The sequence below is a fragment of the Pseudomonas putida genome, from assembly GCF_050989985.1.
Taxonomy (GTDB): Bacteria; Pseudomonadota; Gammaproteobacteria; order Pseudomonadales; family Pseudomonadaceae; genus Aquipseudomonas; species Aquipseudomonas putida_AI.
The window spans coordinates 4,672,583-4,695,773 of record NZ_CP158815.1 but is presented as its reverse complement, the minus strand read 5'-3'; the positions used below and the strand labels follow the sequence as shown (position 1 = coordinate 4,695,773).

Here is a 23,191-nt window from a genome sequence, read left to right as displayed (position 1 = left end):
GAAAAAACAGCTTGCCTGCTCTCGTTGTGAAACCAAACGCCGCAATGGCGGTCGCAAGATCTCAGCTTAACTCTAGGAAAAAGGAGGCGTCATGCCTTGGAAGCTCGCGTCATTGGGGACTTTGTTCGCCGTTGTCATGCTGTCAGGTTGCAGCACTGGCACAACCGAGTCGGCAGCAGACCCTGTAACGACGACTGACACGGGTCATAGCCGTTGTGAGGCCAACGCAGCCGAATTCGCCATTGGCAAACAGGCTTCGCCCGAGCTGCTGGAGCAGGCGCGCAAGCGTGCCGGCGCGCAGAACGCGCGGTTCCTGCAGCCTAACGACATGGTGACGCTGGAGTATCGCTCCGACCGTCTGAACCTCAATACTGATGCCAATCGGGTTGTCATCCGCGTCAACTGCGGCTGATCGCTCCGGGCATTTGCGTCACCCACAAAAAACCCCGTCACATGGACGGGGTTTTTTTAGTGCGCCTGGAAATTACTCTGGGCGAACTTGAGCAGCTTGCATACCCTTTTGGCCTTTCTCAGCCACGAAGGAAACGGTTTGGCCTTCTTTCAGGCTTTTGAAACCGTCGCTTTCGATAGCTTTGAAGTGTACGAACAGGTCGTCACCGCCACCTTGAGGAGTGATGAAGCCGAAGCCTTTTTCATCGTTGAACCATTTAACGGTGCCGGTTTGGCGATTAGACATGGTGTATCTCCAAGAAACATATATTTTCAGTAGTGCTGTGCTGCTCAGGCCAACTGGGCACACCGGGGTATCATAGTCGAAATGTTCGCTTTGGGAGCCCCCCGCAGGAGCTGTTTGCCCTACAGTCGCACATTCTTTGCTGCCGGTTAGGGCTGGAAGCCCCGTTTTAAAAGGCTTTCAGCCAAACGTAAAGACGATAAAAAAAGCTGTAAAGCCTGCATAATTTGTAGGAAAAAGCGCTTTTCAGTGGCTAATCACTGACTGAAAATGCTTTTTTAATGGCCTGACAGGCTTATTTTTTCGTCGGATTGTTGGCCTTGCACTTGGAAATCTGGGTCAGGGCTTGTTGTTGTAGTTCTGGACTGGCTTTGTTGTCCATCAGGGATTTGAGGTCGCTGGGCGGGTAAGATTTCAGTGCGTCGGCGCCACAAGCGCAGTGGGCTTTGGCCGCGGCCTCACCGATACTTTGCGCGGCTGCGGGAACGCATTGCGCCATGTATTTCTCACGCTCACCCTTCGGCCAGTCAGCGTGGGCGGCCAGCGGTAGCGACAGAACGATAGGTGCGACTACAGCGAATAAACGATTCAGACGCATGCCGGGATGCTCCTTGTGGGTCAATGTCTTGTTATCTGAGGGGTAAAGCGGCGATCAAGTTCATCACTCTGGCATAAAAACGCCGGATTTGCCCCGTCGCAAACCTTCACGCCGCCACGACCGTTCATCTGTGCTAGGATGCTCCGCTCGGGCGCTTGCAGGCGCCGGTCGACCTTCAGTCCCGGCCGCGGCAATACCCGACTAATCCTGATTTGAATCCCAGTCACTCTGGTTCGGTTTTCCGGTTGGCCGCAAGGCTCCTGCCGCTGTAAGGCAGGCGTTCGTCATTGAATGGCCTGGATCGGATCTTGTACTGGCTCATCCCAACCCACGTGACCTTTGGTAGGGGTCACCACTAGGAGAGGAGGCGCCATGCCAACTATTACTCTTCCCGACGGCAGTCAACGTTCATTCGACCACCCGGTTTCCATCGCCGAGGTCGCCGCATCCATCGGTGCAGGTCTGGCCAAGGCCACTGTGGCCGGTAAGGTGAATGGCAAGCTGGCCGATGCCAGCGACATCATCGACAGCGACGCTACGCTGCAAATCATCACGCCAAAGGATGAAGAGGGGCTGGAGATCATTCGTCACTCCTGCGCCCACCTGGTTGGCCACGCGGTCAAGCAGTTGTACCCGACCGCCAAAATGGTGATCGGTCCGGTGATCGACGAAGGCTTCTATTACGATATCGCCTACGAGCGTCCTTTTACCCCGGACGACATGGCCGCCATCGAACAGCGCATGCAGCAGCTGATCGAAAAAGATTACGACGTGATCAAGAAAGTCACTCCGCGCGCCGAAGTGATCGAAGTGTTCAAGGCTCGCGGCGAAGACTACAAGCTGCGCCTGGTCGAGGACATGCCGAATGAACAGGCCATGGGCCTGTACTATCACGAAGAATACGTCGACATGTGCCGTGGTCCGCACGTGCCGAACACTCGCTTCCTGAAATCCTTCAAGTTGACCAAGCTGTCCGGTGCCTACTGGCGCGGCGATGCCAAGAACGAGCAATTGCAGCGCGTTTACGGCACTGCATGGGCCGACAAGAAGCAACTGGCTGCCTACATCCAGCGTATCGAAGAAGCCGAAAAGCGCGATCACCGCAAAATCGGTAAGCGTCTGGGCCTGTTCCACACCCAGGAAGAAGCGCCGGGCATGGTGTTCTGGCACCCGAACGGCTGGACCCTGTACCAGGTGCTCGAGCAGTACATGCGCAAGGTACAGCGCGAAAACGGCTACCTTGAGATCAAGACGCCTCAAGTTGTTGATCGCAGCCTGTGGGAAAAGTCTGGCCACTGGGCCAACTACGCCGACAACATGTTCACCACTGAGTCGGAAAGCCGCGACTACGCCATCAAGCCAATGAACTGCCCTTGCCACGTGCAAGTGTTCAACCAGGGCTTGAAGAGCTACCGCGAACTGCCGATGCGCCTGGCCGAATTCGGTGCATGCCACCGTAACGAGCCATCGGGTGCGCTGCACGGCATCATGCGCGTGCGTGCGTTCACCCAGGACGATGCCCACATCTTCTGCACCGAAGAGCAGATGCAGGCCGAGTCCGCCGCATTCATCAAGCTGACCATGGATGTCTACGCCGACTTCGGCTTCAAGGACATCGAGATGAAGCTGTCCACTCGTCCGGAAAAGCGCGTCGGTTCCGATGAGTTGTGGGATCGCGCAGAAGCTGCGTTGGCCGCAGCCCTTGATAGCGCGGGCCTGCCGTACGATTTGCAGCCGGGAGAGGGTGCGTTCTACGGTCCGAAGATCGAATTCTCGCTGAAAGATTGCCTCGGTCGCGTGTGGCAATGTGGTACCTTGCAGCTCGATTTCAACCTGCCTGTCCGTCTGGGCGCCGAGTTTGTCTCCGAAGACAACAGCCGCAAGCATCCGGTGATGTTGCACCGGGCGATTCTCGGTTCGTTCGAGCGTTTCGTCGGAATTCTGATCGAGCACTACGAGGGTGCATTCCCTGCGTGGCTGGCGCCGACTCAGGCTGTGGTGATGAATATCACTGATAAACAGGCAGATTTTGTCGCTCAGGTCGAAAAAACTCTCAACGAAAGCGGGTTTCGTGCCAAGTCTGACTTGAGAAATGAAAAGATCGGCTTTAAAATCCGCGAGCATACTTTGCTCAAGGTTCCATATCTCTTGGTTATTGGGGATAAGGAAGTCGAGACACAGACTGTCGCTGTGCGCACTCGTGAAGGCGCTGACCTGGGCTCAATGCCCGTCGCCCAATTCTCCGAGTTCCTTGCGCAAGCGGTTTCCCGGCGTGGTCGCCAAGATTCGGAGTAATTATTATTAAGCGTGATATGAGACAAGATAAACGAACTGCACCGAAAGCCCCGATCAACGAGAATATCTCGGCACGCGAGGTTCGGTTAATTGGCGCTGACGGCGAGCAGATTGGCATCGTCTCGATTGATGAAGCGCTCCGTATTGCTGAAGAAGCCAAGCTTGATCTGGTAGAAATCTCCGCTGACGCAGTCCCGCCTGTTTGCCGGGTGATGGACTACGGCAAATCGATCTTCGAAAAGAAGAAGCAGATTGCAGCAGCCAAGAAGAACCAGAAGCAGATTCAGGTAAAAGAAATCAAGTTTCGTCCAGGGACGGAGGAAGGGGATTACCAGGTAAAACTACGCAACCTGGTACGTTTCCTGAGTGACGGGGACAGGGCCAAGGTATCCTTGCGATTCCGCGGCCGTGAGATGGCCCACCAGGAGCTGGGGATGGAACTCCTCAAGCGAGTTGAGGTTGACTTGCAAGAGTACGGTTCGGTCGAACAGCATCCGAAGATGGAAGGACGCCAGCTGATCATGGTCATCGCCCCGAAAAAGAAGAAGTAATCAACAGGGCACGGCAGGCCTTCTGATTATGTTTATCAACTGAATGCGGAGTATCCGAACATGCCAAAAATGAAGACCAAAAGTGGTGCTGCTAAGCGGTTTCTGAAAACTGCTAACGGTATCAAGCACAAGCACGCTTTCAAGAGCCACATCCTGACCAAAATGTCGACCAAGCGTAAGCGTCAACTGCGCGGTAGCAGCTTGCTGCATCCGTCTGACGTGGCAAAAGTCGAGCGCATGCTGCGCCTTCGTTAATTTTAGTCAAGAATAGAGGAAGTAACTCATGGCTCGTGTAAAGCGTGGCGTCATTGCCCGTAAGCGTCACAAAAAAATTCTGAAACTTGCTAAAGGCTACTACGGCGCTCGCTCGCGCGTATTCCGTGTTGCCAAGCAAGCGGTAATCAAGGCAGGCCAATACGCCTACCGTGACCGTCGTCAGAAAAAACGTCAGTTCCGCGCTCTGTGGATCGCTCGTATCAACGCTGGTGCTCGTATCAACGGTCTGTCCTACAGCCGTTTCATCGCCGGCCTGAAAAAAGCGTCCATCGAGATCGACCGTAAGGTTCTGGCTGATCTGGCAGTGAACGAAAAAGCGGCGTTTGCTGCGATTGTCGAGAAAGCTAAAGCCACCTTGGCTTAAGTACCCCCGACAGTCACCCGGCCTCACCTCTGTGGGGTCAGGTGTTAAACGTCATAAATAGGGGAAGAGCCTTCAAGCTCTTCCCCTATTTCGTATCTGGAGTCTGTACATGGAAAACCTGGACGCGCTCGTCTCTCAAGCACTAGAGGCTGTGCAAAGCGCTGAAGATATCAATGCCCTGGAGCAAATCCGGGTTCACTACCTTGGCAAAAAAGGTGAATTGACTCAGGTGATGAAGACCCTGGGGAATTTGCCGGCAGAAGAGCGTCCGCAAGTCGGTGCGCTGATCAACGTTGCCAAGGAGCGTGTCACAGAGGTTCTCAATGCGCGCAAGGCGTTGTTCGAGGAGGCCGATCTTGCGGCCAAGCTCGCCGCCGAATCCATTGACGTGACCCTGCCTGGCCGCGGCCAGACCTCAGGCGGTCTGCATCCGGTTACCCGGACTCTGGAACGTATCGAGCAGTTCTTCACCCGCATCGGCTACGGCATCGCCGAAGGCCCCGAGGTCGAAGACGATTACCACAACTTCGAAGCACTCAACATCCCAGGCCATCACCCGGCCCGGTCGATGCACGATACCTTTTATTTCAATGCCAACATGTTGCTGCGCACCCATACCTCTCCGGTACAGGTCCGCACCATGGAATCGAAACAGCCGCCTATCCGCATTGTCTGCCCAGGCCGTGTGTACCGCAGCGACTCCGATATCACTCACTCGCCGATGTTCCACCAGGTCGAAGGCCTGCTGGTCGATCGCGATATCAACTTCGCCGACCTGAAAGGCACCATCGAAGAATTTCTGCGTGTGTTCTTCGAAAAGGAACTGGCCGTGCGGTTCCGTCCTTCGTACTTCCCGTTCACCGAGCCATCGGCTGAAGTCGACATGGAGTGCGTGATGTGCAGCGGCAAAGGCTGCCGTGTCTGCAAGCAGACCGGCTGGCTGGAAGTCATGGGCTGCGGCATGGTTCACCCGAACGTATTGCGCATGTCCGGGATCGACCCGGAAGAGTTTTCGGGCTTTGCCTTCGGCATGGGCGTCGAGCGTCTGGCCATGCTGCGTTACGGCGTGAACGACTTGCGTCTGTTCTTCGACAACGACTTGCGGTTCCTCGCGCAATTTCGCTAGTCGTAACGAATTCTTAGGAGAGCAGGATGAAATTCAGTGAACAATGGCTGCGCGGCTGGGTAAGCCCGCAGGTAAGTCGCGACGAGCTGGTTGCTCGTCTGTCGATGGCCGGTCTTGAGGTCGATAGCGTTACGCCGGCCGCCGGTGTTTTCAGTGGCGTGATCGTGGGCGAGGTGCTGAGCACCGAACAGCACCCGGACGCGGACAAGCTGCGTGTTTGCCAGGTCAGCAATGGCTCGGAGACCTTCCAGGTCGTGTGCGGTGCGCCAAACGTGCGCCCAGGCCTGAAGATCCCGTTCGCCACCATCGGTGCCGAACTGCCGGGTGACTTCAAAATCAAGAAAGCCAAGCTGCGTGGCGTTGAGTCCAACGGCATGCTGTGCTCGCAGGCCGAACTGCAGGTGGGTGAGGGCAATGACGGTCTGATGGAGCTGCCGGCCGATGCGCCAGTAGGTCAGGACATTCGTGAATACCTGAATCTGGACGATGCCAGCATCGAGGTCGACCTGACCCCGAACCGTGGAGATTGCCTGTCCCTGGCGGGCCTGGCCCGTGAAGTCGGCGCACTGTACGCCACTTCGGTGACTCGTCCGGTGATTGCCGCCGTACCGGCCGCGCACGATGAAGTTCGACCGGTCGAAGTGTTGGCACCAGCTGCATGCCCACGCTACCTGGGCCGAGTGATCCGTAACGTTGACTTGTCCAAGCCGACGCCGTTGTGGATGGTCGAGCGCCTGCGCCGTGCCGACGTGCGCAGCATTGACGCTGCCGTCGACATCACCAACTACGTGATGATTGAACTGGGTCAACCGCTGCACGCCTTCGATCTTGCCGAAATCAACGGTGGCATCCGTGTGCGCATGGCTGAAGAAGGCGAGAAGCTGGTGCTGCTCGACGGTCAGGAAGTCAGTTTGCGTAGCGATACGTTGGTGATTGCCGACCACACCCGCGCCCTGGCGATTGCTGGCGTAATGGGTGGCGAGCACAGCGGCGTCAACACCGCGACCACTCGTGACATTTTCCTTGAAAGCGCGTTTTTCGATCAAATTGCCGTCGCTGGCAAGGCCCGTTCCTATGGCCTGCACACCGACGCTTCGCACCGCTACGAGCGCGGTGTGGATTGGCAGCTGGCCCGGGAAGCGATGGAGCGTGCCACCGGCCTGCTGCTGGAAATTACCGGTGGTGAAGCTGGCCCGATCATTGAAACCGTCAGCGAGCAGCATCTACCGTCGATCGCACCAGTAACCCTGCGTGCCCAGCGCATCACCCAGATGTTGGGGATGGAAATGGATTCGGCCCAGGTCGAAAGCCTGCTGGGCGGCTTGGGCCTGATCGTCACGGCCGAAGGGGCAGGGCAATGGCGCGTCGAAGTGCCAAGCCATCGCTTCGATATCAGCCTGGAAGTCGACCTGATCGAAGAGCTGGCTCGTCTGTACGGGTATAACCGTCTGCCGGTCCGTTACCCGCAAGCGCGTCTGGCCCCGCAAGCCAAGGCTGAAGCCCGTAGCGATCTGCCGGAACTGCGCCGCCTGCTGGTTGCCCGCGGTTATCAGGAAGCGATCACCTACAGCTTCATTGATCCGAAACAGTTCGAACTGTTTAATCCGGGTGTCGAGCCGTTGCTGTTGGCCAATCCGATTTCCAACGACATGGCCGCCATGCGTTCGTCGTTGTGGCCAGGGCTGGTCAAGGCACTTCAGCACAACCTGAACCGTCAGCAGGATCGCGTTCGTCTGTTCGAAAGCGGCTTGCGTTTCGTGGGTCAGCTCGAAGGCTTGAAGCAAGAGCCGATGCTGGCTGGCGTAGTTTGCGGCAGTCGCTTGCCGGAAGGCTGGGCACAAGGTCGTGATGTCGTCGACTTCTTCGACGTCAAGGCTGATGTGGAAGCGGTGCTGGGCTTCGCCGGTGCACTGGATGCGTTCACATTCGTGCCGGGTAAACACCCAGCACTGCACCCGGGTCAAACCGCGCGCATCGAGCGCGAAGGTCGTCTGGTCGGTTTTGTTGGCGCCCTTCACCCTGAATTGTCGAAAACTCTGGGACTGGATCGTCCGGTATTCGTTTTCGAGTTGGTTCTGGCGGAAGTCGCGTCGGGCAAAATGCCGAAATTCCACGAGTTGTCGCGCTTTCCTGAGGTGCGTCGTGACCTGGCACTGATTGCACACCAGGACGTTGCCGCCGCGGCTGTACTGGACGTAATCCGTGAAAATGCAGGCGAATGGCTGACAGACCTCAGGCTCTTTGACGTATATCAGGGTAAAGGTATTGATCCTGATAGAAAAAGCCTCGCCGTCGGCTTGACCTGGCAGCATCCATCGCGCACTCTTAATGACGATGAGGTGAATTCCACGACTCAAAAGATCCTCACCTCGCTCGAACAAAGGTTGAACGCCACGTTAAGGAAGTGACGTATGGGGGCTTTGACGAAAGCTGAGATGGCGGAACGTCTGTATGAAGAGCTGGGCCTGAACAAGCGGGAAGCCAAGGAGTTGGTCGAACTGTTTTTCGAGGAAATCAGGCACGCTCTTGAAGACAACGAGCAGGTCAAATTGTCCGGTTTCGGCAATTTCGACCTGCGGGACAAACGCCAGCGGCCTGGCCGCAATCCGAAAACCGGGGAAGAAATTCCGATCACGGCTCGCCGTGTGGTCACCTTTCGTCCAGGGCAGAAGTTGAAGGCCCGAGTTGAGGCTTATGCTGGAACCAAGTCATAACGACGAGCTTCCCGTCATCCCAGGCAAACGCTACTTCACCATTGGTGAAGTCAGCGAACTGTGTGCGGTAAAACCACACGTTCTGCGCTATTGGGAGCAGGAGTTTCCTCAACTCAACCCCGTCAAACGCCGCGGAAACCGCCGGTATTATCAGCGCCAGGATGTGCTGATGATCCGGCAGATCCGCGCGCTTCTTTACGATCAGGGATTCACCATCGGCGGCGCACGTCTGCGTTTGTCCGGTGATGAAGCCAAAGACGACACAACGCAATACAAGCAAATGATTCGCCAGATGATCGCTGAGCTTGAAGATGTTCTGGTGGTCCTCAAGAAATAAAATTACTGCTTTTAAATACTTCCAGTTTTCAAAAGCTTGCGATATATTCTTGAGCGTTCTTCGAGGTGAAGAACAGGTTACACGCCTAGTCGGGGCGTAGCGCAGTCCGGTAGCGCACTAGCATGGGGTGCTAGGGGTCGAGTGTTCGAATCACTCCGTCCCGACCATTATTCCTGAGTAAAATCAGACACTTAAGCCGATCAAATAGATCGGCTTTTTTGTGCCTGCGCAAAACCCGCGCAAAACTGGCGCAAAACTACCCGGTGATTTCGCTGATATTCAGGTCTGGAATTGCCTCGGACCAGATGACTTCCGCATGGTCCCGCTGGTAGTTTTTGGTCATGTCCTCGCTCGCGTGCCCCGCGATCTTCTGCCCATCTTTTCCGGCTTTCTTGTACAAGTGCAGCGACAGCGCTCGCACTTCATGGAAGCCCGGCATCTCTTCCTCCTTCCATCCCTTGTAACATTCCGCTGCCTCTCTCGCTTCCTTGAACGCTCGCGTCAAATAACGCTCTTCAACCTTCGTCCAGTGGTCCTTGGTCTGAGCCTGCTTCTGTTTCAGGCGATCAGGCTTCCGGTGCACGAGATATGGTGATGCGGTGTCATCGCGGCAGCGGCTGATGACCGCCTGTAGCTCTGGCGTCACACGAAAGCGAATCCAAGCTGCGTCACTGGCCTTGGCCGTTTTCTTTTGCACGAGATAGAGGTAGCCCTCACGAACACCGTCGAAGCGCATATCGAGGATGTCGGTCCGGCGTTGGGCGGTGATCAGGGCGAGGTCAATTGCGTTCTGCAGCCAGGCTGGTGCTTTCTCCCTGATGGCTTTCAGGCCCTCCACGGTGTGGCGCTTGCGCTGCTTCTTCTCGATGCGATTGATGGTGCTGGCGGCCGGATTATCCGGGCATAGCCCCTTCGCCGCGGCGTGATTGAAGATGTCGATCAGCAGGGCGCGGCACTGGTTAGCTGTGCGCGGGGTGAGAACATCGAGCATCTCCGCGATCATGCGGATCGTGATCTGGTCCACCGCCTTGCCTTCGAAATGCTTCCGAAAGCGCCGGAAGTGCACCGCGTACAAGCCCAGGGTGCCCTTGGCCAGCTCCCGCGGCGGAAGGACGTCACGCTCGTAAGTGTCGAGAAATCCAGTGAACAGATCCGATGTGTTGCCCATAACTGAGCCAACTAGGTCGGCGCCGCGCATGAATTCAAGATTCAGCTGTTTCGCGGCATCAATGGCTTTGAGGCGGTCGGCGCCGAACGGAAACCACTTCCCGTCGGTTGGCCGCCGGTAGCGATAGGTCGAGCGCCGCGCATCGAAGTACAGGTTTTGCGGAAGTCCCTTATTCGCAGGGTTGCGCGGCCGTGGCACCATCATGCGGCTCCTTTCAATACCATTGCGACCAGGTCGTTGCCGTTCGAGCGGCTGAATGCGCTCCAGTCAACGTACCAGAGTTTGCCGATCTGCTCGCCGGGAACGAGCCCGTTTCGGATGTGGTTGCGGATAGCTTGCGAGCAGAGCGGAGTGCCGCCTCTGCCCCAGCGCCGGCGCTGAAACTCGCTGATCTTGATCAGTTCTTTTTTCATTGGATGCTCCATGCCGCCTGCGGCGGCAGAGTGTTCAGTGAATGGTCACGCTGTCCTGCCCTGGGGCGATCGCGCGAGCCTGTTGTTCGGTACGTCGGCAGATGTGTTGGATTTTTCCGCCGCAGTCGGCGATGACCCACCAGAAGCCGCCGAAGCGGTGCGGGCCCTTGATGATCTTCGTGATGGTCATGGCAATAGCTCCAGTGGCGCGGAGGCCTTGGCGTCGATCTCGATGACAGCCATCGCATAGGCGTCCGGGTGCTGCTTGTCGAAGGCAGGCATATGCTCGGTTTCGAGCCACTGGCCACGCGAAGTGCCCCTGGCTAGCCATGCTGGCTTGCTGCCGGGCGACTGCGTCCAAGCCGTTACGCCGATCCCATAGGAAGCGATCTGCTTCGCGGTGATGAAGCCTTGGTGGCGCATCTGGGCGATGACGCGCAGGGCCGACTCTTTCCATGGAGTGAGCCGGACCGGCGACGGCACACCAGCGGGCAAGGTGGTGACCACTGAAGGGACTTTGCAGCGCTCTTCGGGCCACCAATCGAACATGCGGTTGTAGTAGCCCCACCGGGGGAAATTCTTCTCTGGCCAGAACAAGTTGTGCTGTATGCCGAACGCATGTTCCTGGCCCTTTACGCTTGAGCATCGCGAGGCCACCAGCACCCGCACACCCAGATGTTCGAGCATCTTGCATATGCCCGCGCTGGCGTCTGTTATCCGGCTGACGATCACCAGTCGATGATCCGGTCCCGGCTTTCCGTAAAACTCGTCGCCGAGCGATGGCAGGATCTGGTCGGCCACTTTGGCATTGAGTGCCATCTTGGCCTCGACGCCGATCTGCCGGCCGTCTTCGTGAACCACCAACACATCGAAGCCAGCGGCCTCAGGGTGGCAAGTCCAGCCCGGCAAACTGTTGAACTCCGCCATGAATATCGTGCACAGCTGCGCCTCCGTGGTGATGTTCTCATTTTCCATACGACATCCTTCCCGCCGTACACCGGCAGGCTCTTGTTTGGGGTAGGGGTGATATCTGACGAAGGGAGTGAGGCGGCTGCGGCAGGTGATCTAGGGTTGAGTAGTTCGCCTCACCAGTTGCGTACACGCTTTCTCCCCTGAATGACTGGTGGGGCGAACTCTTTTATCTCGGCCCTTTGTAGCAGTACACGTAGGCGAACCAGGCGAGGGCGATCATGGCGTCACCCACGGAATCAGCGGCGTGTCGTAGCCAAGCGTGAGCGGGTGCATCGGGTCACCTGATTTAGTTTTGCCGAAGTGCAGCACCGGTTTGCCTGAGTCAAGCAACGTGCGCATCAGCTCCTTCATGTACAGGCGGTGTCCGTAGTCGAGCTTGTCGCTGCTGCCCCAGCATGGCACCAGCACGTCGGCCTCGCGGATGATCGCTTCCAAGTGCTTGCCGTGATCCGGCCCCATGGTGATAAGCGTCTTGCGCAGCACTCGCACGTCTGTCGCTCGAAACGAGAATACGTTTCCGACGATGAAGGCATGCCCACCGTTGCGCAGCGTGAACCCGCGCCACTTGCGGACGGTGTGGTCGTCGAGCATTGCGTCTGCGGTGCTAGGGTTTACGCCAAAGAAGGCGAATACCTTGCTGCCGTCGAACTGCGGGCAGCACGAACGGTCGAGGCGGTACCGGTACAGGCCGCACTCGCTGATCACGGCCGAGCTATTCAAGGTGTTCATGGCGTCACCTCGCGACGAGCCCACCAGCAGACCGGGCCATCGTCTGTGTCGTGGATCGCCAGGCAGAACCAGCCGTCGCCGTCCGGCTTGTCCGGATCCCAGTAGCTGCAATCCGAATCACCCGCGTCGAAGTAACGTTCAGATACCGTTTGGTCGCTGTGGTATTCGAGCTCGACCATTTTCACCTGCAGCCCTTGCTCGGCGATCCAGGCTTTGCATTTTTCCTCGTCGCCTTCATCAAAATCAGGCAGGTCGGGATGTTGGAACATGCCGTTTTCATCCCGCTTGACCGGCCAGGAATGGATCAGGCCGACACGATCTAGGCGCTCAATCTCTGCAAGCAGCAGCGCTGCAGCCTTAACCATGTCTCGGCGCCGATCATCGCTTGGTTTGAATGTGCTGGCGCCCCAGGGCCATGCCGTGCTCATGCTTCGTGGCCTCCCGGCAAGGCTTGCGTACGTCGCGCCAGCCTCGGCGAGCTCGCCCTTCACATAGAGGTCATCACGATGTAGCGAATATCCTTCTGCTGATACTTGGCGCTGGCGTTCGGCAATGACATCCCGCGCCGCGCGATTCAGGCGGGCTGAAATTTCTTCAGGCATGACTGTTCCTTTGCCGCTATAGCGGCTGACTTTGAAGGGGGAGGGAGTTACTGGTATTTGTTGCTGATGCGCTCGGCGATGTCTTCGAGTTCTTCGGCCATGCCGTACATCTTGTTGTTGTCGCGGCGGGAGACGACCGGTGAGCGGTGGACGTTCCGGCCTTCGAGGATCTTCGCGGCCAGCAAGATCAGCCAGGCTTCAACCTTGCGGCGGATGAATCGCTTCACGGCTTCACCGTTTCGTCGGGGTCGAACCCGAACCGCCTGCATAGCGCGTGCGCGACACCGGATCCACAGCAGAAAGCGTCCTTCATCGCGACCCAGCGCTGCGTGCCGCGCCGGCTGGTGCCGGTCACCATTCGAACGGCTGTGCGGAGAAGTTCGTGTTCGCTGAACTCGCAGCCCGACAGGGTGATCATGCGGCTTTCGGCCTTCTGCGCGGTCAGCTCATCAATCCGCTGATCTGCTGCGTTTAGGCGCAGCTGCAGGGCGTCACGCTCGGCCTGTAGCCGGATAACGTGGGCGCGGTCTACCAGCTCAGTTCCCACGGGAAGCCGGTCAATGCCCGGCCGATGCTCGACGACTGTTTCCTTGAAGTGCCCGCCTTCCTCGTTGATCACTGCGACAACCTCCGGCTCCCAGCCCGCAGACGGCTCAGGTGCGGCGGCGAGCATGGCGGCGTAGATCGGGCATGCGCCATTTGTTTTCAGAGCTGCCACAAGCATTTCCCGTGTGGGCTCAACCGGCACCAGCTTCCATTGATTGTTCATCCTGCAAACTCCGGTGTCAGCCTCGCCCGCCGGGCCGAGATAGTTGATTTTTGGCTCGCTCACTTTGAACCCCTTCAATTGTCCGTACCCGTGTAGGTGCGCCAAGGGACCTTGACGCCGTTGACCAGAAATCCCCAGTCACCGCGCCACTTGCTGGTGATGAACAGGGTGGTAACGCCGCCGGGGGATACCTGGTCGATGCGGTGGTATTCGCCGTGCAGCAGCTGCGCCGTGTCACCCTGGTCGCGCCTGATCCACTCGCAGGCGTCCCGCATGATCCAGCTAACCCATTTGGGCGACGGCTTCGAAACCATGCCGTCCATGACTGCCTTTTTCCATTCATCGCCCGCCGGTCGCTGCTCCGTGTACCAACCGCGCAGGATGATGGTCCGGGCATTCCATGGGTGGTCGTGCAGATCCCGGTCTTCGTCCGGCCGCATGATGTGGTGAATGCGGAACGACCACGGGAACCACCAGAGCGCCGGCTTGTGCGTGGTGCGGGAGTAGGGGTTGAACAGCCACCAGCGGCCCATGTACATCTCGGAGCCGTCGGCGGACATGATGTGCTGGTACGGGGTGAGCTTGGCGCGGGCGATGAGCCAGTCGGCAATTGCCGGGCGCGCGAGCAGCTTGGCGACCAGGCGCCAGAAGAGATTGATCATGCTGCCTCCGAGACTGTCTGCCGGAAGACGGGAAGAGCGCCGGCCTGCTCGCGCACGGCCTTCATGCCTGCCTCGTCGTAACCCCAGACGTTGCTGTCGTTGAACCGCTCAGGGCCGAGATAGCCAGGGTGCAGCGGCTCGCCAGTGCAGATGTAGTCACGGAAAGCCTTGACCACATCCTTCAGCGTGCCGCCGTGACTGAAGCCGCGCCACCGGCCGCCGTACACCGTGTCATGCGTGAAGACCCGCTTGCCGCTGTAGTCGTCGATGAACCAGACCTTGCCGCGGCGATCGACTTCCATGCTGGCGTAGCGATTCACGGTCTGGCTGTAGAAGAACCGGCGGCCGTGGTCGGCAATGATCCGGATCACCTGGTTGACTTGCTCGCAGCGCTGGCGCTTGAGGGCGAGTTTGTTTTCTGTGGGCATGGGGCGTCCTATGCCGGGTCATGCCCGGGCGGTGGAGTGAGTTGGGCTTCGAATGAGCGCGGATCGCGTGAAGAACCATAAAAATTGGCGGCGGCAGGCGTTTTGAACCATGCACGGCTGTGTGCCATATTCAGCGAACATTCACTGACAACTGAGGCAAATATGACCGTTAAGGTAGAAATGCATGATGGGAGCAATTACGCCTACGACACTGCCACTCGCGTATCTCAAGAGCAGTACACGTTCACGCTTTACGATGAGCGCGGAAATGTTGTGGCGCATTTGAACAAGGGTGATGTGAAAAACCTTCATACCAAAGACCCAGAACAAAGCGCGTAGCGCTTCTCCTACGCAGCAACCTTTAACGCTTCAATTATTCGCTGACCGGCCAGGGGGGGTACCGCATTGCCAGCCATGTGCATTGTCAGCCGGTGGTTGTCGGGGCGTTTGGTGTCGGCCGGGAACGACATGGCTGCCAAGGCCTCATTCGCCGAGAGCATCCGCATCTCGTCGCCGCGAACCAGTGCCCACCGGTCGAGCGTGGTGATGGTGCCGATCGGCCGGTTGATGTCGCGCCCAGTTAGTCCTGAGCCCTTGCCGTAGTAGGGCATGATGAACTGATCACCGAAGCGTTCCCGGCCGTTCCGTACCCGGTCCAGCGTGGCTTGCGCGCGGCCAGGTTTCTCGATTGGCGACCACTTACCGGCGTCGAACTCGAGGAAGCTGGCGGCGGGCACATGCTGGCGCCGATGCAACTCGAGCATCAGCGGCGACTTACTGCGGGTGCAGACCAGAAACAGGCGCACTCGGTGCTGGGGTACACCGAGATCTGCGCAATCGACCACATGCGGCGCGATCATGTAGCCCAGCGCGGCCATCGCCTGCGACCAGGCGGGGTACAACGCCCAGCCCATGAACTCTTCGACATTCTCGACCAGCACCACTTCCGGCCGGTGAAACTCGGCGGCCGACACCACCGCCCAGGCTGTCGAGCGAGATGCATCGTGCTGAGCGTTGCCAGACTTTTTCCCACGAGCTTTCGAATGGCCCTGGCAGCACGGCGAAGCCAGCATAATGTCGTGAGATGGAACCTTCGACCAATCTGCCTGGTGCAGGTCCTGGCAGATATGGATTGCTTCCGGGTGGTTGGCGCTGTGCCACTCAACCGCGACCGGCCAGTGGTTGGCCGCCCATATAACGTTGATACCGGCGTTGCGGGCACCGGTGGACCATCCGCCGAGACCGGCGAACAAATCGATAGCTGTGGGCATGGGGATACCTCGCATCCATTGTCTGGTAATGTCAGAGCGTTATTTTCTTGGGCAAGCGCCGGGTGATTTAGCGATGAGTGAGCAAGTAAAAAAATCAGGGAAGAATAAATACGGCCTCTCGCGAAAGATTCCTCCCCATATAAAGAGAGAAGTTCGGAAAAGGTGCGGTTTTGGATGCATAATTTGTGGCTGTGGGCTAATTCAGTATGAGCATGTTGATCCTGAATTTCATGAAGCCGAATTTCATGACCCAGATTCGATAGTTACGTTATGCCCTACTTGTCATGCGAGTGTGACTTCAAAGTTTTGGTCGAAGGAAAGGGTTAAACGCCACGCATTGGACCCGGCGTGCCTCAAAGAAGGATTTCTGAAACACGTTTTTGATTTTTATAGTGACGGTCACCCGTCTGTGCAATTCGGTGGCGCGCTGCTAAAAAACTGCCCAACGCCAATGGAAATGTTTGGAACGCCGCTCCTAAAAATTAAGCCTCCAGAATGCGAGGGCGGTCCATTTTTGTTGAGTGGGACGTTCTGTGATAAGTCCGGATCTCCAACTCTAAAAATTGTAGACAACGAGTGGATTGCATACACAGACAGTTGGGATGTTGAAGTTTCAGCTGGTGGAATAACTGTACGAAATGGTCCAAGAGATATCGTTCTTAAACTTCGCGTTGACCCGCCACACACCTTAGTTGTAGAGCGGTTGAAAATGACATACGGGTTTATCGATATCGAAGTTACTGGTGATGATTTGGTAATAAACACCCATAGATTCACAGGATGCATCATGGACGGTTGTGCGGTTGGCTTCTCGTTGTACCCTCTTCAGAGGCCTGGCCTTGATCCTCGCTTAACTCAACTAGCGACCATCGTGAAGCGTCAAATTGAGTTGCTGGCGTGATTCGTTGAAGTGGGGTTGGCGTCAGAGGCTTGCGCGCTTGAGCTGTTCGGTGAGCTGAGTAGGCAGACCGCGAAGAGTCAGTGTGCCGCCCTCCTGATCAAACTCGATCTTCGAGCCAAGCAGGTGCTGCTCGAAGCTGATCGACAGCCCTTCGGCCCGGCCAGTGAAGCGACGGAACTGGTTCAGCGTGCGCTTATCTGCAGGGATCTCTGGGGAAAGGCCGTAGTCCTTGTTGCGGATGAAGTCGGCGAACGACTTGGGCTTATCCTCGTCGATCAGTTCTGACAAATCGTCCAAGGTGATTGGCTCGCCGAGCTTAGCCTGCGCCATGGAGTAGCTGACCAGAGCGTGCGCTTTCTCCCGTGCCGCCTCTTCCCCCAGGTCCTCGCTTTCCACGAAGTCGCTGAAGGCCTTGAGCAGGGTGCGGGTTTCACCTGGGCCGTCGATGCCTTCCTGGCAGCCGATGAAGTCGCGGAAGTAATCGGTCGCCTTCCGCCCCTTCTTGCCCTTGATAAACGAGATGTACTGGCGAGAGGCCGGGTTGCTCTTCCACTCGCTGAGGTTGATTCGCGCAGCTAGATGGATGTGATCCAGGTCCAGACGGCGAACAGGCATCAGCGTCAGCCCGTCGGTCATGATCACCGCATCGGTTTCCTGCAGCAGGGCGATGATCAGGTATTCGGTCATGCCTTGCTGGTAGTGACAGAACAGCGCATTGCCACCCACCGACAGGTTGGATTCTTCCATGAGCCTTGTCAGGTGCTCGACGGCGTTGCCGCTGAAGCTCATAAAGTCATTGGTGCCGGCCAAGTAGTCGTTTAGCCATCCACTGAGCGGGTAGGCGCCCGATTCGGCATGAAAGAAACCCCAGGCCTTGCCGGTCTTGGCGTTGTAGCTTTCGTTGAGCTGACTCATCAGGTCTTCGCGAGCCTGGCTATCGATCAGCTCAGCATTGCCGAAATGAAGGATGGCCGGGGTGCCGTCGGGCTTCTTGTCGATCTTGTGGATGATGCTGTGGAGAACAGGCATTGCGATTACCTCGGGTAGGCGCCGCCCTCCGTGGCCGGTGGTGGCAATTTGGTTTGGGTTGGGGTATTACGGGTGACCGGCATGGGGCCGGTTACTACGGAGGTGTTGTTATGGATGAGTCAGCACGCTTGGCTGCTCTTGAGCATCTTGTGATCGCCCTAATCAAGGAGAACAGCTTGAGGGCTGGTTTTCCTCCTGATTCGGTTTTCAAGGCTGCAGCAGGATCAATCATGGGAAGTAATGGGCCGGGCGGACCTAAAGAGAAGTCGGCGGCGCGTGAGGCCCTGGAAAACATCCAGCTAACAGCAGGCTTCAAAATCTGATCAGCTTTCGCAGGTCAGCCGCATAGACTCGCGCCGATATGCAATCTCCAATTTCCGCGACACGTTTTCGGGTACCACGTATTCGTGTCGCGGCGGCGTAAGCAGGGGCAGGGCACCGCCCGGGCCGAGCCCGTGCAGGTGGTGAATCATCAGCGTGATCGCCTCGCCCTGTTCCTCGATTCCGCTCCAGGCCATCAGCTCAGCAAGGGCTTGGCGCGTGCCGGGTAGGCAGTGCAGCCGAATTTCCTCTTCGCCGCGCTCCTTCCTCTTCGCCGCGGCTTTCGCTGAGCGATCTGCATTGCTCTTGGCCATAGCCTACCTCTTCAATTCCGTGGGCCGGTAGATCCAGCCATGTCTGTCGTCGGCGCTGGCGCACCTGGTTGTTGATGCGCCTCATTTGTCGGCGTACGTGAAGTTGTTTTCGCGGGCGATGAGCTTGGCGCGTTTGTGGTCGATGCCGATTTCGCTGGCGGCCTGGTACAGGGTGGCGCCGTCCTCGGCCAACTTCTTCAGCGCCGGGGCCAGCTTGTCGCGGTCGGCGCGCAGCTTGTTGCCGCGGGCGGTGCCGAAGGTCAGCTCACGCTCGCCGCTGACGCCCGGGGCGATCACTTCCACTTTCCGGCCGGCGCCGAAGAAGTGGTCCAGCTGCTGGTTCAGGTTCGCGATGATCGAGTCGCGCGGATTGGGCATTGGCTGACCGATCATTTCGCACCTTCCGCCGACCGGCTGGCCTTCTCTTCGAATTGCATGGCCATGTCCAGCGCCGCCTTGTACGTCCAGCGAAACGCCTTCGTTTTGCCGGTGGCCAGGTCGATGACGTGGTAGGCCTTGCCGACTGTCTTCACCTGGAAGCGCACCTTCTTCTCCGGCATCACCAGGTTGGCGAGGCGGGCGAAGGTTTCGCGAGCGGCGTAGGTGCGAATGAACAAGGCGCTGAGGACATCGCGCCTCTGTTGGATCAATGGGTGCATTTGCATGGCTGATCCCTCGTTGTGGGTTGCGTGTATTCGTCAACACTCTGTCCGCCTGCTGGTTGCCGTTGGGCGCAGGGGAGAGTGCTGGCGGATAAACGCGGGAAAAAAGAAAGGCCCGTTGGACGTTCGGGCCTTTCATAGATGCGGTGAATTCCGGTCATGGTCTATTTCATGGCTGTCGCCCTCGGTGGGAGTGGAAAAACTATTCCGGAAAGGTGCAATTTGTTTCCGGTCCTATGCAGGGGGCCGCGTTGCGCGGTGCAGAATCGTCCGCATCCCGCTGCCCACTCAGTGAATGAGCAGAAGTGATGTCTACGGTTTGTCCTTCGTTTTTCCGACCATCAGGACCATCAACAGCAGCGCAACCAGTACCAGGTCACCGACCATTGAAAGGACTCGACTGGCCGAGTCGACGAAGACGATCCCGCCGGCGAGCCCGTAGGCGGCCAGCGATTGCGCTTTGTTGCTGAACCTGCCGAACATGACTACAGGTAGTCTTTGAGGTTGAGGTTCATGATCTTGGCGGCCTTCTCCAGCACCACCATCTCGGCGTCTTCGATCTCGCCGTCTGCCTCGGCCACGGTCAGCATGAAGTTCAGCACCGTGGCCGCGTCGTCGACGCTGTGGGCCAGGTCCTTCAGTTCCTTCTCGGCGTTCTGCCGGATGATGCGCGGGCCGCCGTCGTTGAAGTCAGCCTTGGCGCGGTCGATAGTGTTGCTCAGCTCGGCGCCGAAGCCTTTCAGGGCCGGGGAGTTGTTGATCAGCTTCTCGATCTTCTCCAGCTCTTCCTTCTCGATGTCGCCATCGGCGGAAGCGACGTAGAACACGCCGTACACCGAGGCCTGCATCAGATCGCGGTTGGTCATCACGGCCAGGGCCTGACGGGCTTCGCCGGATTTCTTGCCAAACAGTTTGCCGAACATGGTTATTCCTCTGGGTTGGGTTACATCCCGCTGCACCCTGTCGCCAAGGTGCAGAAGTGATGCTGTCCGTCCAATTACCGCCGGAAGGGGCGGGGCGCATTGCTTGCCGGGTCATTCACTCGGTTAAGGCGTTTCACCATCGAGCAGCCGTCCAGGTTGTTCCTGTCGTTGGCAGGCTTTCGGGCCTGTCTGCTCGCCGGTCGCCGGTAGAGGCAATGCGGTCTGTTGTTTGTTGCGCTGACTGTTAAAGAGCGGAGCCGGTTATGTGCCGGTATGGGCAAAATATAGGTTTACACATATTTCCTGTCAATGGGTAAACCCATAAATTTTCCCGTGGGCGATAAAAAGCCCGCGATGTGCGGGCTCCGGTTACAGGTCTACGTATTTGCTCCATCCGATTGTCACGCTCACGGCATCGATCCGCTCGACGGTTATACCGACGGTTTCATCGAGCTCTTGGAGAACTCGCTCCCACGCATCAGGAGACTCGTCCTCGCGTTTTACTACCGTTACCGCTTGAACTTTTTGCACGCCTGGATCGGACACCATGCGCTGAATACGTCGACCAACCAACTCGTAGGAATTTGATTTGAATGTGATGCTGGAGTTGCTGACTTCCATACTGATCTTCCTTGGTTTTACTGTATGGATAAACAGTATTCGTTCCAAGGGAAAACGGCAATATGGGAGGAGTACATTTGTACTCTTCTGGCTCTCGGGCACAAAAAAAGCCCGCTATTGGCGGGCTTTTCTCATAGTGTTTTTTAGCCTTAAAGCTTTCCAGTCATCCGCACTGCGACCCCGATAATTCGGCAGTCCTCGTCCATCTCCACCATTTTGTATGCGGGGTTCAGGGGCTTCAGGTAGCGAATTCCACCGTCCTCAACCAGCTTTTTAAACGTTGCTTCGTTACTTGCTGGAAGCTTGGCTATGACCAACTTGCCAGGTTTGACGTCTGCTTCAGTGTCAACCAGGATCATCATCCCCTCAGGCACGCTGGTGCCGGCGGGCGCTGTCATTGAGTCGCCTTTTACTTCAAGCCAGAAGGCCGGCCCCTTTGAGTCATAGTCAGAAACTTCGTACCTATCTGAGAAGCCATCCGGATAGGGCTGAACTGCTTCCTCCCAAGACCCTGCAGAAACCCAGCTAATGACCGGGTATCGGTAGAGCATTTCCGGCTGAACAATATCCTTAACGTTGGCGTGCTCGGCCTCAGCCGCCACCATTGGACCTGAACCGCTTTCAATCCAAATAGCAGAAACCCCGCAAGCCTTGGCAATTGAGGCGTTGTAAGACGATCGCTGTGACCGGCCTCGCTCGAGGTCAGAAATAGATGCCTGATCGATGCCCACTGCTTTCGCTAACTGAGCCTGGGTAAGGCCGGCGTGGTGTCGGGCTGCTTTGATGCGTTCTTTATATTCCATCACCCGATTATTACTGGTGCGCCCATATCGTTGCAAAGTGGTATGCCCATGCTCTACGATATGGGTATTCACATACGGAGGGGCAGCATGAACACCATCTTTAAAGACCTCGTTGCCTTCTTCGGGACGCAAGAGGTCACCGCTGAGAAGCTCAAGGTCGATCAAAGCACGGTTTCTGGCTGGGTCCGGGGTAAGCACGGCATGTCTCCTGTCATTGCCAAGCGGGCCGAAGATTTGACCGGCCGGGCCTTCAAAAAGGAAGACCTTTGCCCGGCTTTTCCATGGGCCGAAATGGTGGCCTGAAGCGACTTCTGCATCGCTCCGGTCCTTGAGAAATATTTTGATACCAGTGATGGCTTAGCGCCACGCGAGAAGAAACGAGGTTTTCGCAATGGAACATTTTGAAAGGACTTTGCACCGGGAAGTAAAGGCTGATGGCGGCACAGCCTTGGCAAAGCGAATGGGTGTGAACGAAACCCGCCTGCTTGATTGCGCGAATCCAAATCGGGAAGCGCACCGGATGAACCTGGAGATGTTCGGCCAGGTCCTGACTCACCTCTCTTGCGAATCTCGGGCAATCGTTCTCAGCGCATTGCTGGATGAGTTCGGATATTCGCTTGTAGCGAAGGAAGTGAAGGAGGTGAAAGCCCTTCCTGCTGCACTGGCTCTTGTAGGCAAGGAGTTCGCTGACCTGACGGTTGCAGTACATAACGCACTGGGCGATGGACACGTAACGCAGATCGAGAAGGCGGCGATCTGTAAAGAAATCGCGCATGTGCGCCGTGAAATCGACGCAATTGAAGCATCGGTCAAGGTTGCCTGAATTGCAGGAACAAAAAAGCCGACGGTCGAGGTCGGCTTTTTCAACAGCGGTACAACATTTGAGGAGCCATTATGAACACGGACACCGCTCCAGGCAATACCACCCGTGTTGCGACACATTTTGCTGGGTCTGAAAAAGTGTCGCGACACACCATGTCGTCACGCGAGATTGCTGAACTCACCGGCAGCACGCATGACAATGTTCTGAAAACCATCAGGGCCTACGTTGCTAAGGGTGTCGTTTCCTCAAACGATACCCCCTACGTCCACCCGCAGAATGGCCAAGTCTATCGTGAGTTCCAGCTTTCCCAGCGCGACACACTGGTGGTGGTATCGGGTTACAGCGTTGAGCTGCGCGCGCGGATAATCGATCGCTGGCAGGAACTGGAGGCGAGGGCGGATCAGTTCCAAATTCCGGCGACCTATGCCGAGGCCCTGCAAGCAGCTGCCGATCAGGCGAAGGAGAACCAGTCGCTTCGATTGGTGATTCTCGACCAGGAGCCGAAGGTCGCTGCGATCAAGCGTCTGGCCTCGGCTGGCGGCGCGATCTGCATCAGCGATGCTGCCAAACAACTGCAGGTGCCTCCGTCCAAGCTTTTCCAATGGCTTGAGAAGAATCGCTGGATATTCCATCGCGGTGGCTCCAAGCGTTGGACGGCTTACCAGCCCCGCATCACCTCCGGCTACCTGGTGCACAAAGTCACTGCGCTGAAGAGCGACCCCGAGACTGGCTTGGACCGTGCTGCCTTCCAACCTCTCGTAACACCGAAAGGCCTTGCCTACCTGGCCGAAAAGAATATCGGAGCCTCGCTGTGAGTGTTCAAGC

36 protein-coding genes and 1 tRNA gene are annotated in these 23,191 nt (G+C 57.3%); 16 read left to right on the top strand and 21 right to left on the bottom strand.

The window, feature by feature from the left end; all coding sequences use genetic code 11:
- Positions 1-91 precede the first annotated feature (91 nt).
- A complete protein-coding gene (locus ABTV29_RS21505) occupies positions 92-412 on the top strand; it encodes an I78 family peptidase inhibitor (RefSeq protein ID WP_433766686.1) in 321 nt (106 codons plus the stop codon).
- Positions 413-484: 72 nt separating this feature from the next.
- Here ABTV29_RS21505 and ABTV29_RS21500 read toward each other — a convergent pair whose 3' ends face one another.
- Both ABTV29_RS21500 and ABTV29_RS21495 read right to left on the bottom strand, forming a co-directional pair.
- The gene (locus ABTV29_RS21500; protein ID WP_003179963.1) at positions 485-697 is read right to left on the bottom strand and encodes a cold-shock protein; all 213 of its coding nucleotides are present in this window, start codon (positions 695-697) and stop codon (positions 485-487) included.
- Positions 698-989: 292 nt separating this feature from the next.
- Entirely contained in the window at positions 990-1,292 is a 303-nt protein-coding gene (locus ABTV29_RS21495; RefSeq protein WP_433766685.1) for a hypothetical protein, read from the bottom strand.
- Between the two features lie 372 nt (positions 1,293-1,664).
- On the opposite strand from ABTV29_RS21495, the gene thrS reads away from it, so the two are divergent.
- The 9 genes from thrS to ABTV29_RS21450 all read left to right on the top strand — a co-directional run bounded on the left by thrS (position 1,665) and on the right by ABTV29_RS21450 (position 9,122).
- Complete coding sequence (gene thrS / locus ABTV29_RS21490) at positions 1,665-3,587, top strand: threonine--tRNA ligase (protein ID WP_433766684.1); 1,923 nt, start codon at positions 1,665-1,667, stop codon at positions 3,585-3,587.
- Positions 3,587-4,138, top strand: a complete 552-nt coding sequence (gene infC, locus ABTV29_RS21485; RefSeq protein ID WP_175377598.1) for a translation initiation factor IF-3 — start codon at positions 3,587-3,589, stop codon at positions 4,136-4,138. Before thrS ends, infC begins: the two co-directional genes overlap by 1 nt.
- A gap of 60 nt (positions 4,139-4,198) precedes the next feature.
- Entirely contained in the window at positions 4,199-4,393 is a 195-nt protein-coding gene (gene rpmI, locus ABTV29_RS21480) for a 50S ribosomal protein L35 (RefSeq protein WP_002553160.1), read from the top strand.
- A 28-nt stretch (positions 4,394-4,421) separates the two neighbouring features.
- Complete coding sequence (gene rplT, locus ABTV29_RS21475) at positions 4,422-4,778, top strand: 50S ribosomal protein L20 (protein WP_007905879.1); 357 nt, start codon at positions 4,422-4,424, stop codon at positions 4,776-4,778.
- 109 nt (positions 4,779-4,887) lie between these two features.
- Positions 4,888-5,904 (top strand): phenylalanine--tRNA ligase subunit alpha, encoded by a 1,017-nt coding sequence (gene pheS / locus ABTV29_RS21470; RefSeq protein ID WP_110967418.1) that lies wholly within the window; start codon positions 4,888-4,890, stop codon positions 5,902-5,904.
- 26 nt (positions 5,905-5,930) lie between these two features.
- The gene (gene pheT, locus ABTV29_RS21465) at positions 5,931-8,312 is read left to right on the top strand and encodes a phenylalanine--tRNA ligase subunit beta (RefSeq protein ID WP_433766683.1); all 2,382 of its coding nucleotides are present in this window, start codon (positions 5,931-5,933) and stop codon (positions 8,310-8,312) included.
- A gap of 3 nt (positions 8,313-8,315) precedes the next feature.
- The gene (gene ihfA, locus ABTV29_RS21460; protein WP_002553164.1) at positions 8,316-8,618 is read left to right on the top strand and encodes an integration host factor subunit alpha; all 303 of its coding nucleotides are present in this window, start codon (positions 8,316-8,318) and stop codon (positions 8,616-8,618) included.
- Complete coding sequence (locus ABTV29_RS21455) at positions 8,599-8,955, top strand: MerR family transcriptional regulator (RefSeq protein ID WP_003179985.1); 357 nt, start codon at positions 8,599-8,601, stop codon at positions 8,953-8,955. The genes ihfA and ABTV29_RS21455 overlap by 20 nt, the downstream gene beginning before the upstream one ends.
- Before the next feature lie 90 nt (positions 8,956-9,045).
- A tRNA-Pro gene (locus tag ABTV29_RS21450) sits at positions 9,046-9,122 on the top strand.
- Between the two features lie 89 nt (positions 9,123-9,211).
- Here ABTV29_RS21450 and ABTV29_RS21445 read toward each other — a convergent pair.
- The 10 genes from ABTV29_RS21445 to ABTV29_RS21400 all read right to left on the bottom strand — a co-directional run bounded on the left by ABTV29_RS21445 (position 9,212) and on the right by ABTV29_RS21400 (position 14,698).
- Positions 9,212-10,324 (bottom strand): tyrosine-type recombinase/integrase, encoded by a 1,113-nt coding sequence (locus ABTV29_RS21445; protein WP_433771964.1) that lies wholly within the window; start codon positions 10,322-10,324, stop codon positions 9,212-9,214.
- Positions 10,324-10,536 carry a hypothetical protein gene (locus ABTV29_RS21440; RefSeq protein ID WP_433766682.1) on the bottom strand — a complete coding sequence of 71 codons (213 nt, stop codon included), beginning with the start codon at positions 10,534-10,536 and terminating at the stop codon, positions 10,324-10,326. The genes ABTV29_RS21445 and ABTV29_RS21440 overlap by 1 nt, the downstream gene beginning before the upstream one ends.
- A gap of 34 nt (positions 10,537-10,570) precedes the next feature.
- On the bottom strand, positions 10,571-10,726 hold the full coding sequence (locus ABTV29_RS21435; protein WP_162634935.1) for a hypothetical protein: 156 nt from the start codon (positions 10,724-10,726) through the stop codon (positions 10,571-10,573).
- On the bottom strand, positions 10,723-11,511 hold the full coding sequence (locus ABTV29_RS21430; protein ID WP_433766681.1) for a hypothetical protein: 789 nt from the start codon (positions 11,509-11,511) through the stop codon (positions 10,723-10,725). The genes ABTV29_RS21435 and ABTV29_RS21430 overlap by 4 nt, the downstream gene beginning before the upstream one ends.
- Positions 11,512-11,724: 213 nt before the next feature.
- On the bottom strand, positions 11,725-12,237 hold the full coding sequence (locus tag ABTV29_RS21425; protein WP_433766680.1) for a DUF1643 domain-containing protein: 513 nt from the start codon (positions 12,235-12,237) through the stop codon (positions 11,725-11,727).
- Positions 12,234-12,506 (bottom strand): hypothetical protein, encoded by a 273-nt coding sequence (locus ABTV29_RS21420; protein ID WP_433771962.1) that lies wholly within the window; start codon positions 12,504-12,506, stop codon positions 12,234-12,236. Before ABTV29_RS21420 ends, ABTV29_RS21425 begins: the two co-directional genes overlap by 4 nt.
- 380 nt (positions 12,507-12,886) lie before the next feature.
- Positions 12,887-13,066, bottom strand: coding sequence for a hypothetical protein (locus ABTV29_RS21415; protein ID WP_433766679.1), 180 nt, complete (start codon positions 13,064-13,066; stop codon positions 12,887-12,889).
- Positions 13,063-13,671, bottom strand: a complete 609-nt coding sequence (locus tag ABTV29_RS21410; protein ID WP_433766678.1) for a hypothetical protein — start codon at positions 13,669-13,671, stop codon at positions 13,063-13,065. Before ABTV29_RS21410 ends, ABTV29_RS21415 begins: the two co-directional genes overlap by 4 nt.
- A gap of 11 nt (positions 13,672-13,682) precedes the next feature.
- Positions 13,683-14,270, bottom strand: a complete 588-nt coding sequence (locus ABTV29_RS21405; protein ID WP_433766677.1) for a hypothetical protein — start codon at positions 14,268-14,270, stop codon at positions 13,683-13,685.
- Complete coding sequence (locus ABTV29_RS21400; protein ID WP_433766676.1) at positions 14,267-14,698, bottom strand: hypothetical protein; 432 nt, start codon at positions 14,696-14,698, stop codon at positions 14,267-14,269. Before ABTV29_RS21400 ends, ABTV29_RS21405 begins: the two co-directional genes overlap by 4 nt.
- Before the next feature lie 162 nt (positions 14,699-14,860).
- Between ABTV29_RS21400 and ABTV29_RS21395 the strand changes: the two genes are divergently transcribed.
- Positions 14,861-15,037, top strand: coding sequence for a hypothetical protein (locus tag ABTV29_RS21395; protein WP_433766675.1), 177 nt, complete (start codon positions 14,861-14,863; stop codon positions 15,035-15,037).
- Between the two features lie 8 nt (positions 15,038-15,045).
- Here ABTV29_RS21395 and ABTV29_RS21390 read toward each other — a convergent pair whose 3' ends face one another.
- Positions 15,046-15,969, bottom strand: coding sequence for a DNA cytosine methyltransferase (locus ABTV29_RS21390; RefSeq protein WP_433766674.1), 924 nt, complete (start codon positions 15,967-15,969; stop codon positions 15,046-15,048).
- 73 nt (positions 15,970-16,042) lie between these two features.
- Here ABTV29_RS21390 and ABTV29_RS21385 point away from each other — a divergent pair, with 73 nt between their 5' ends.
- Positions 16,043-16,870, top strand: coding sequence for an HNH endonuclease (locus tag ABTV29_RS21385; protein ID WP_433766673.1), 828 nt, complete (start codon positions 16,043-16,045; stop codon positions 16,868-16,870).
- 21 nt (positions 16,871-16,891) lie between these two features.
- Here the strand turns inward: ABTV29_RS21385 and yejK are convergent, their stop codons facing one another.
- A complete protein-coding gene (gene yejK, locus ABTV29_RS21380) occupies positions 16,892-17,899 on the bottom strand; it encodes a nucleoid-associated protein YejK (RefSeq protein ID WP_433766672.1) in 1,008 nt (335 codons plus the stop codon).
- A gap of 110 nt (positions 17,900-18,009) precedes the next feature.
- Between yejK and ABTV29_RS21375 the strand changes: the two genes are divergently transcribed.
- Positions 18,010-18,222 (top strand): hypothetical protein, encoded by a 213-nt coding sequence (locus ABTV29_RS21375; protein WP_433766671.1) that lies wholly within the window; start codon positions 18,010-18,012, stop codon positions 18,220-18,222.
- Here ABTV29_RS21375 and ABTV29_RS21370 read toward each other — a convergent pair whose 3' ends face one another.
- The 7 genes from ABTV29_RS21370 to ABTV29_RS21340 all read right to left on the bottom strand — a co-directional run bounded on the left by ABTV29_RS21370 (position 18,223) and on the right by ABTV29_RS21340 (position 21,543).
- Positions 18,223-18,534: a hypothetical protein gene (locus ABTV29_RS21370; RefSeq protein ID WP_433766670.1), complete on the bottom strand. Its 312-nt coding sequence runs from the start codon at positions 18,532-18,534 to the stop codon at positions 18,223-18,225. It abuts the gene before it with no gap.
- Between the two features lie 81 nt (positions 18,535-18,615).
- Complete coding sequence (locus ABTV29_RS21365) at positions 18,616-18,927, bottom strand: hypothetical protein (protein ID WP_433766669.1); 312 nt, start codon at positions 18,925-18,927, stop codon at positions 18,616-18,618.
- Entirely contained in the window at positions 18,924-19,193 is a 270-nt protein-coding gene (locus tag ABTV29_RS21360) for a hypothetical protein (RefSeq protein WP_433766668.1), read from the bottom strand. The genes ABTV29_RS21365 and ABTV29_RS21360 overlap by 4 nt, the downstream gene beginning before the upstream one ends.
- A 315-nt stretch (positions 19,194-19,508) precedes the next feature.
- Positions 19,509-19,679, bottom strand: a complete 171-nt coding sequence (locus tag ABTV29_RS21355) for a hypothetical protein (RefSeq protein ID WP_433766667.1) — start codon at positions 19,677-19,679, stop codon at positions 19,509-19,511.
- Positions 19,680-19,681: 2 nt separating this feature from the next.
- Complete coding sequence (locus tag ABTV29_RS21350) at positions 19,682-20,119, bottom strand: tellurite resistance TerB family protein (protein WP_433766666.1); 438 nt, start codon at positions 20,117-20,119, stop codon at positions 19,682-19,684.
- A 369-nt stretch (positions 20,120-20,488) separates the two neighbouring features.
- A complete protein-coding gene (locus ABTV29_RS21345; RefSeq protein WP_433766665.1) occupies positions 20,489-20,740 on the bottom strand; it encodes a DUF1654 domain-containing protein in 252 nt (83 codons plus the stop codon).
- Between the two features lie 149 nt (positions 20,741-20,889).
- Positions 20,890-21,543 carry a LexA family protein gene (locus tag ABTV29_RS21340; RefSeq protein WP_433766664.1) on the bottom strand — a complete coding sequence of 218 codons (654 nt, stop codon included), beginning with the start codon at positions 21,541-21,543 and terminating at the stop codon, positions 20,890-20,892.
- Between the two features lie 87 nt (positions 21,544-21,630).
- On the opposite strand from ABTV29_RS21340, the gene ABTV29_RS21335 reads away from it, so the two are divergent.
- The 3 genes from ABTV29_RS21335 to ABTV29_RS21325 all read left to right on the top strand — a co-directional run bounded on the left by ABTV29_RS21335 (position 21,631) and on the right by ABTV29_RS21325 (position 23,181).
- Entirely contained in the window at positions 21,631-21,846 is a 216-nt protein-coding gene (locus tag ABTV29_RS21335) for a hypothetical protein (RefSeq protein ID WP_433766663.1), read from the top strand.
- A gap of 88 nt (positions 21,847-21,934) precedes the next feature.
- Positions 21,935-22,366 carry a phage regulatory CII family protein gene (locus ABTV29_RS21330; RefSeq protein ID WP_433766662.1) on the top strand — a complete coding sequence of 144 codons (432 nt, stop codon included), beginning with the start codon at positions 21,935-21,937 and terminating at the stop codon, positions 22,364-22,366.
- A gap of 71 nt (positions 22,367-22,437) precedes the next feature.
- Entirely contained in the window at positions 22,438-23,181 is a 744-nt protein-coding gene (locus ABTV29_RS21325; protein ID WP_433766661.1) for a phage antirepressor KilAC domain-containing protein, read from the top strand.
- The last annotated feature ends 10 nt before the right edge of the window (positions 23,182-23,191 follow it).

What these genes read in the sequence shown, in the direction of transcription:
- ABTV29_RS21505 (WP_433766686.1), top strand. Translation starts at nt 92, where the DNA reads ATGCCTTGGAAGCTCGCGTCATTGGGGACTTTGTTCGCCGTTGTCATG.
- ABTV29_RS21500 (WP_003179963.1), bottom strand. Translation starts at nt 697, where the DNA reads ATGTCTAATCGCCAAACCGGCACCGTTAAATGGTTCAACGATGAAAAA.
- ABTV29_RS21495 (WP_433766685.1), bottom strand. Translation starts at nt 1,292, where the DNA reads ATGCGTCTGAATCGTTTATTCGCTGTAGTCGCACCTATCGTTCTGTCG.
- thrS (WP_433766684.1), top strand. Translation starts at nt 1,665, where the DNA reads ATGCCAACTATTACTCTTCCCGACGGCAGTCAACGTTCATTCGACCAC.
- rpmI (WP_002553160.1), top strand. Translation starts at nt 4,199, where the DNA reads ATGCCAAAAATGAAGACCAAAAGTGGTGCTGCTAAGCGGTTTCTGAAA.
- rplT (WP_007905879.1), top strand. Translation starts at nt 4,422, where the DNA reads ATGGCTCGTGTAAAGCGTGGCGTCATTGCCCGTAAGCGTCACAAAAAA.
- pheS (WP_110967418.1), top strand. Translation starts at nt 4,888, where the DNA reads ATGGAAAACCTGGACGCGCTCGTCTCTCAAGCACTAGAGGCTGTGCAA.
- pheT (WP_433766683.1), top strand. Translation starts at nt 5,931, where the DNA reads ATGAAATTCAGTGAACAATGGCTGCGCGGCTGGGTAAGCCCGCAGGTA.
- ihfA (WP_002553164.1), top strand. Translation starts at nt 8,316, where the DNA reads ATGGGGGCTTTGACGAAAGCTGAGATGGCGGAACGTCTGTATGAAGAG.
- ABTV29_RS21455 (WP_003179985.1), top strand. Translation starts at nt 8,599, where the DNA reads ATGCTGGAACCAAGTCATAACGACGAGCTTCCCGTCATCCCAGGCAAA.
- ABTV29_RS21445 (WP_433771964.1), bottom strand. Translation starts at nt 10,324, where the DNA reads ATGGTGCCACGGCCGCGCAACCCTGCGAATAAGGGACTTCCGCAAAAC.
- ABTV29_RS21440 (WP_433766682.1), bottom strand. Translation starts at nt 10,536, where the DNA reads ATGAAAAAAGAACTGATCAAGATCAGCGAGTTTCAGCGCCGGCGCTGG.
- ABTV29_RS21435 (WP_162634935.1), bottom strand. Translation starts at nt 10,726, where the DNA reads ATGACCATCACGAAGATCATCAAGGGCCCGCACCGCTTCGGCGGCTTC.
- ABTV29_RS21430 (WP_433766681.1), bottom strand. Translation starts at nt 11,511, where the DNA reads ATGGAAAATGAGAACATCACCACGGAGGCGCAGCTGTGCACGATATTC.
- ABTV29_RS21425 (WP_433766680.1), bottom strand. Translation starts at nt 12,237, where the DNA reads ATGAACACCTTGAATAGCTCGGCCGTGATCAGCGAGTGCGGCCTGTAC.
- ABTV29_RS21420 (WP_433771962.1), bottom strand. Translation starts at nt 12,506, where the DNA reads ATGTTCCAACATCCCGACCTGCCTGATTTTGATGAAGGCGACGAGGAA.
- ABTV29_RS21405 (WP_433766677.1), bottom strand. Translation starts at nt 14,270, where the DNA reads ATGATCAATCTCTTCTGGCGCCTGGTCGCCAAGCTGCTCGCGCGCCCG.
- ABTV29_RS21400 (WP_433766676.1), bottom strand. Translation starts at nt 14,698, where the DNA reads ATGCCCACAGAAAACAAACTCGCCCTCAAGCGCCAGCGCTGCGAGCAA.
- ABTV29_RS21395 (WP_433766675.1), top strand. Translation starts at nt 14,861, where the DNA reads ATGACCGTTAAGGTAGAAATGCATGATGGGAGCAATTACGCCTACGAC.
- ABTV29_RS21390 (WP_433766674.1), bottom strand. Translation starts at nt 15,969, where the DNA reads ATGCCCACAGCTATCGATTTGTTCGCCGGTCTCGGCGGATGGTCCACC.
- ABTV29_RS21385 (WP_433766673.1), top strand. Translation starts at nt 16,043, where the DNA reads ATGAGTGAGCAAGTAAAAAAATCAGGGAAGAATAAATACGGCCTCTCG.
- yejK (WP_433766672.1), bottom strand. Translation starts at nt 17,899, where the DNA reads ATGCCTGTTCTCCACAGCATCATCCACAAGATCGACAAGAAGCCCGAC.
- ABTV29_RS21375 (WP_433766671.1), top strand. Translation starts at nt 18,010, where the DNA reads ATGGATGAGTCAGCACGCTTGGCTGCTCTTGAGCATCTTGTGATCGCC.
- ABTV29_RS21370 (WP_433766670.1), bottom strand. Translation starts at nt 18,534, where the DNA reads ATGGCCAAGAGCAATGCAGATCGCTCAGCGAAAGCCGCGGCGAAGAGG.
- ABTV29_RS21365 (WP_433766669.1), bottom strand. Translation starts at nt 18,927, where the DNA reads ATGATCGGTCAGCCAATGCCCAATCCGCGCGACTCGATCATCGCGAAC.
- ABTV29_RS21360 (WP_433766668.1), bottom strand. Translation starts at nt 19,193, where the DNA reads ATGCACCCATTGATCCAACAGAGGCGCGATGTCCTCAGCGCCTTGTTC.
- ABTV29_RS21355 (WP_433766667.1), bottom strand. Translation starts at nt 19,679, where the DNA reads ATGTTCGGCAGGTTCAGCAACAAAGCGCAATCGCTGGCCGCCTACGGG.
- ABTV29_RS21350 (WP_433766666.1), bottom strand. Translation starts at nt 20,119, where the DNA reads ATGTTCGGCAAACTGTTTGGCAAGAAATCCGGCGAAGCCCGTCAGGCC.
- ABTV29_RS21345 (WP_433766665.1), bottom strand. Translation starts at nt 20,740, where the DNA reads ATGGAAGTCAGCAACTCCAGCATCACATTCAAATCAAATTCCTACGAG.
- ABTV29_RS21340 (WP_433766664.1), bottom strand. Translation starts at nt 21,543, where the DNA reads ATGGAATATAAAGAACGCATCAAAGCAGCCCGACACCACGCCGGCCTT.
- ABTV29_RS21335 (WP_433766663.1), top strand. Translation starts at nt 21,631, where the DNA reads ATGAACACCATCTTTAAAGACCTCGTTGCCTTCTTCGGGACGCAAGAG.
- ABTV29_RS21330 (WP_433766662.1), top strand. Translation starts at nt 21,935, where the DNA reads ATGGAACATTTTGAAAGGACTTTGCACCGGGAAGTAAAGGCTGATGGC.
- ABTV29_RS21325 (WP_433766661.1), top strand. Translation starts at nt 22,438, where the DNA reads ATGAACACGGACACCGCTCCAGGCAATACCACCCGTGTTGCGACACAT.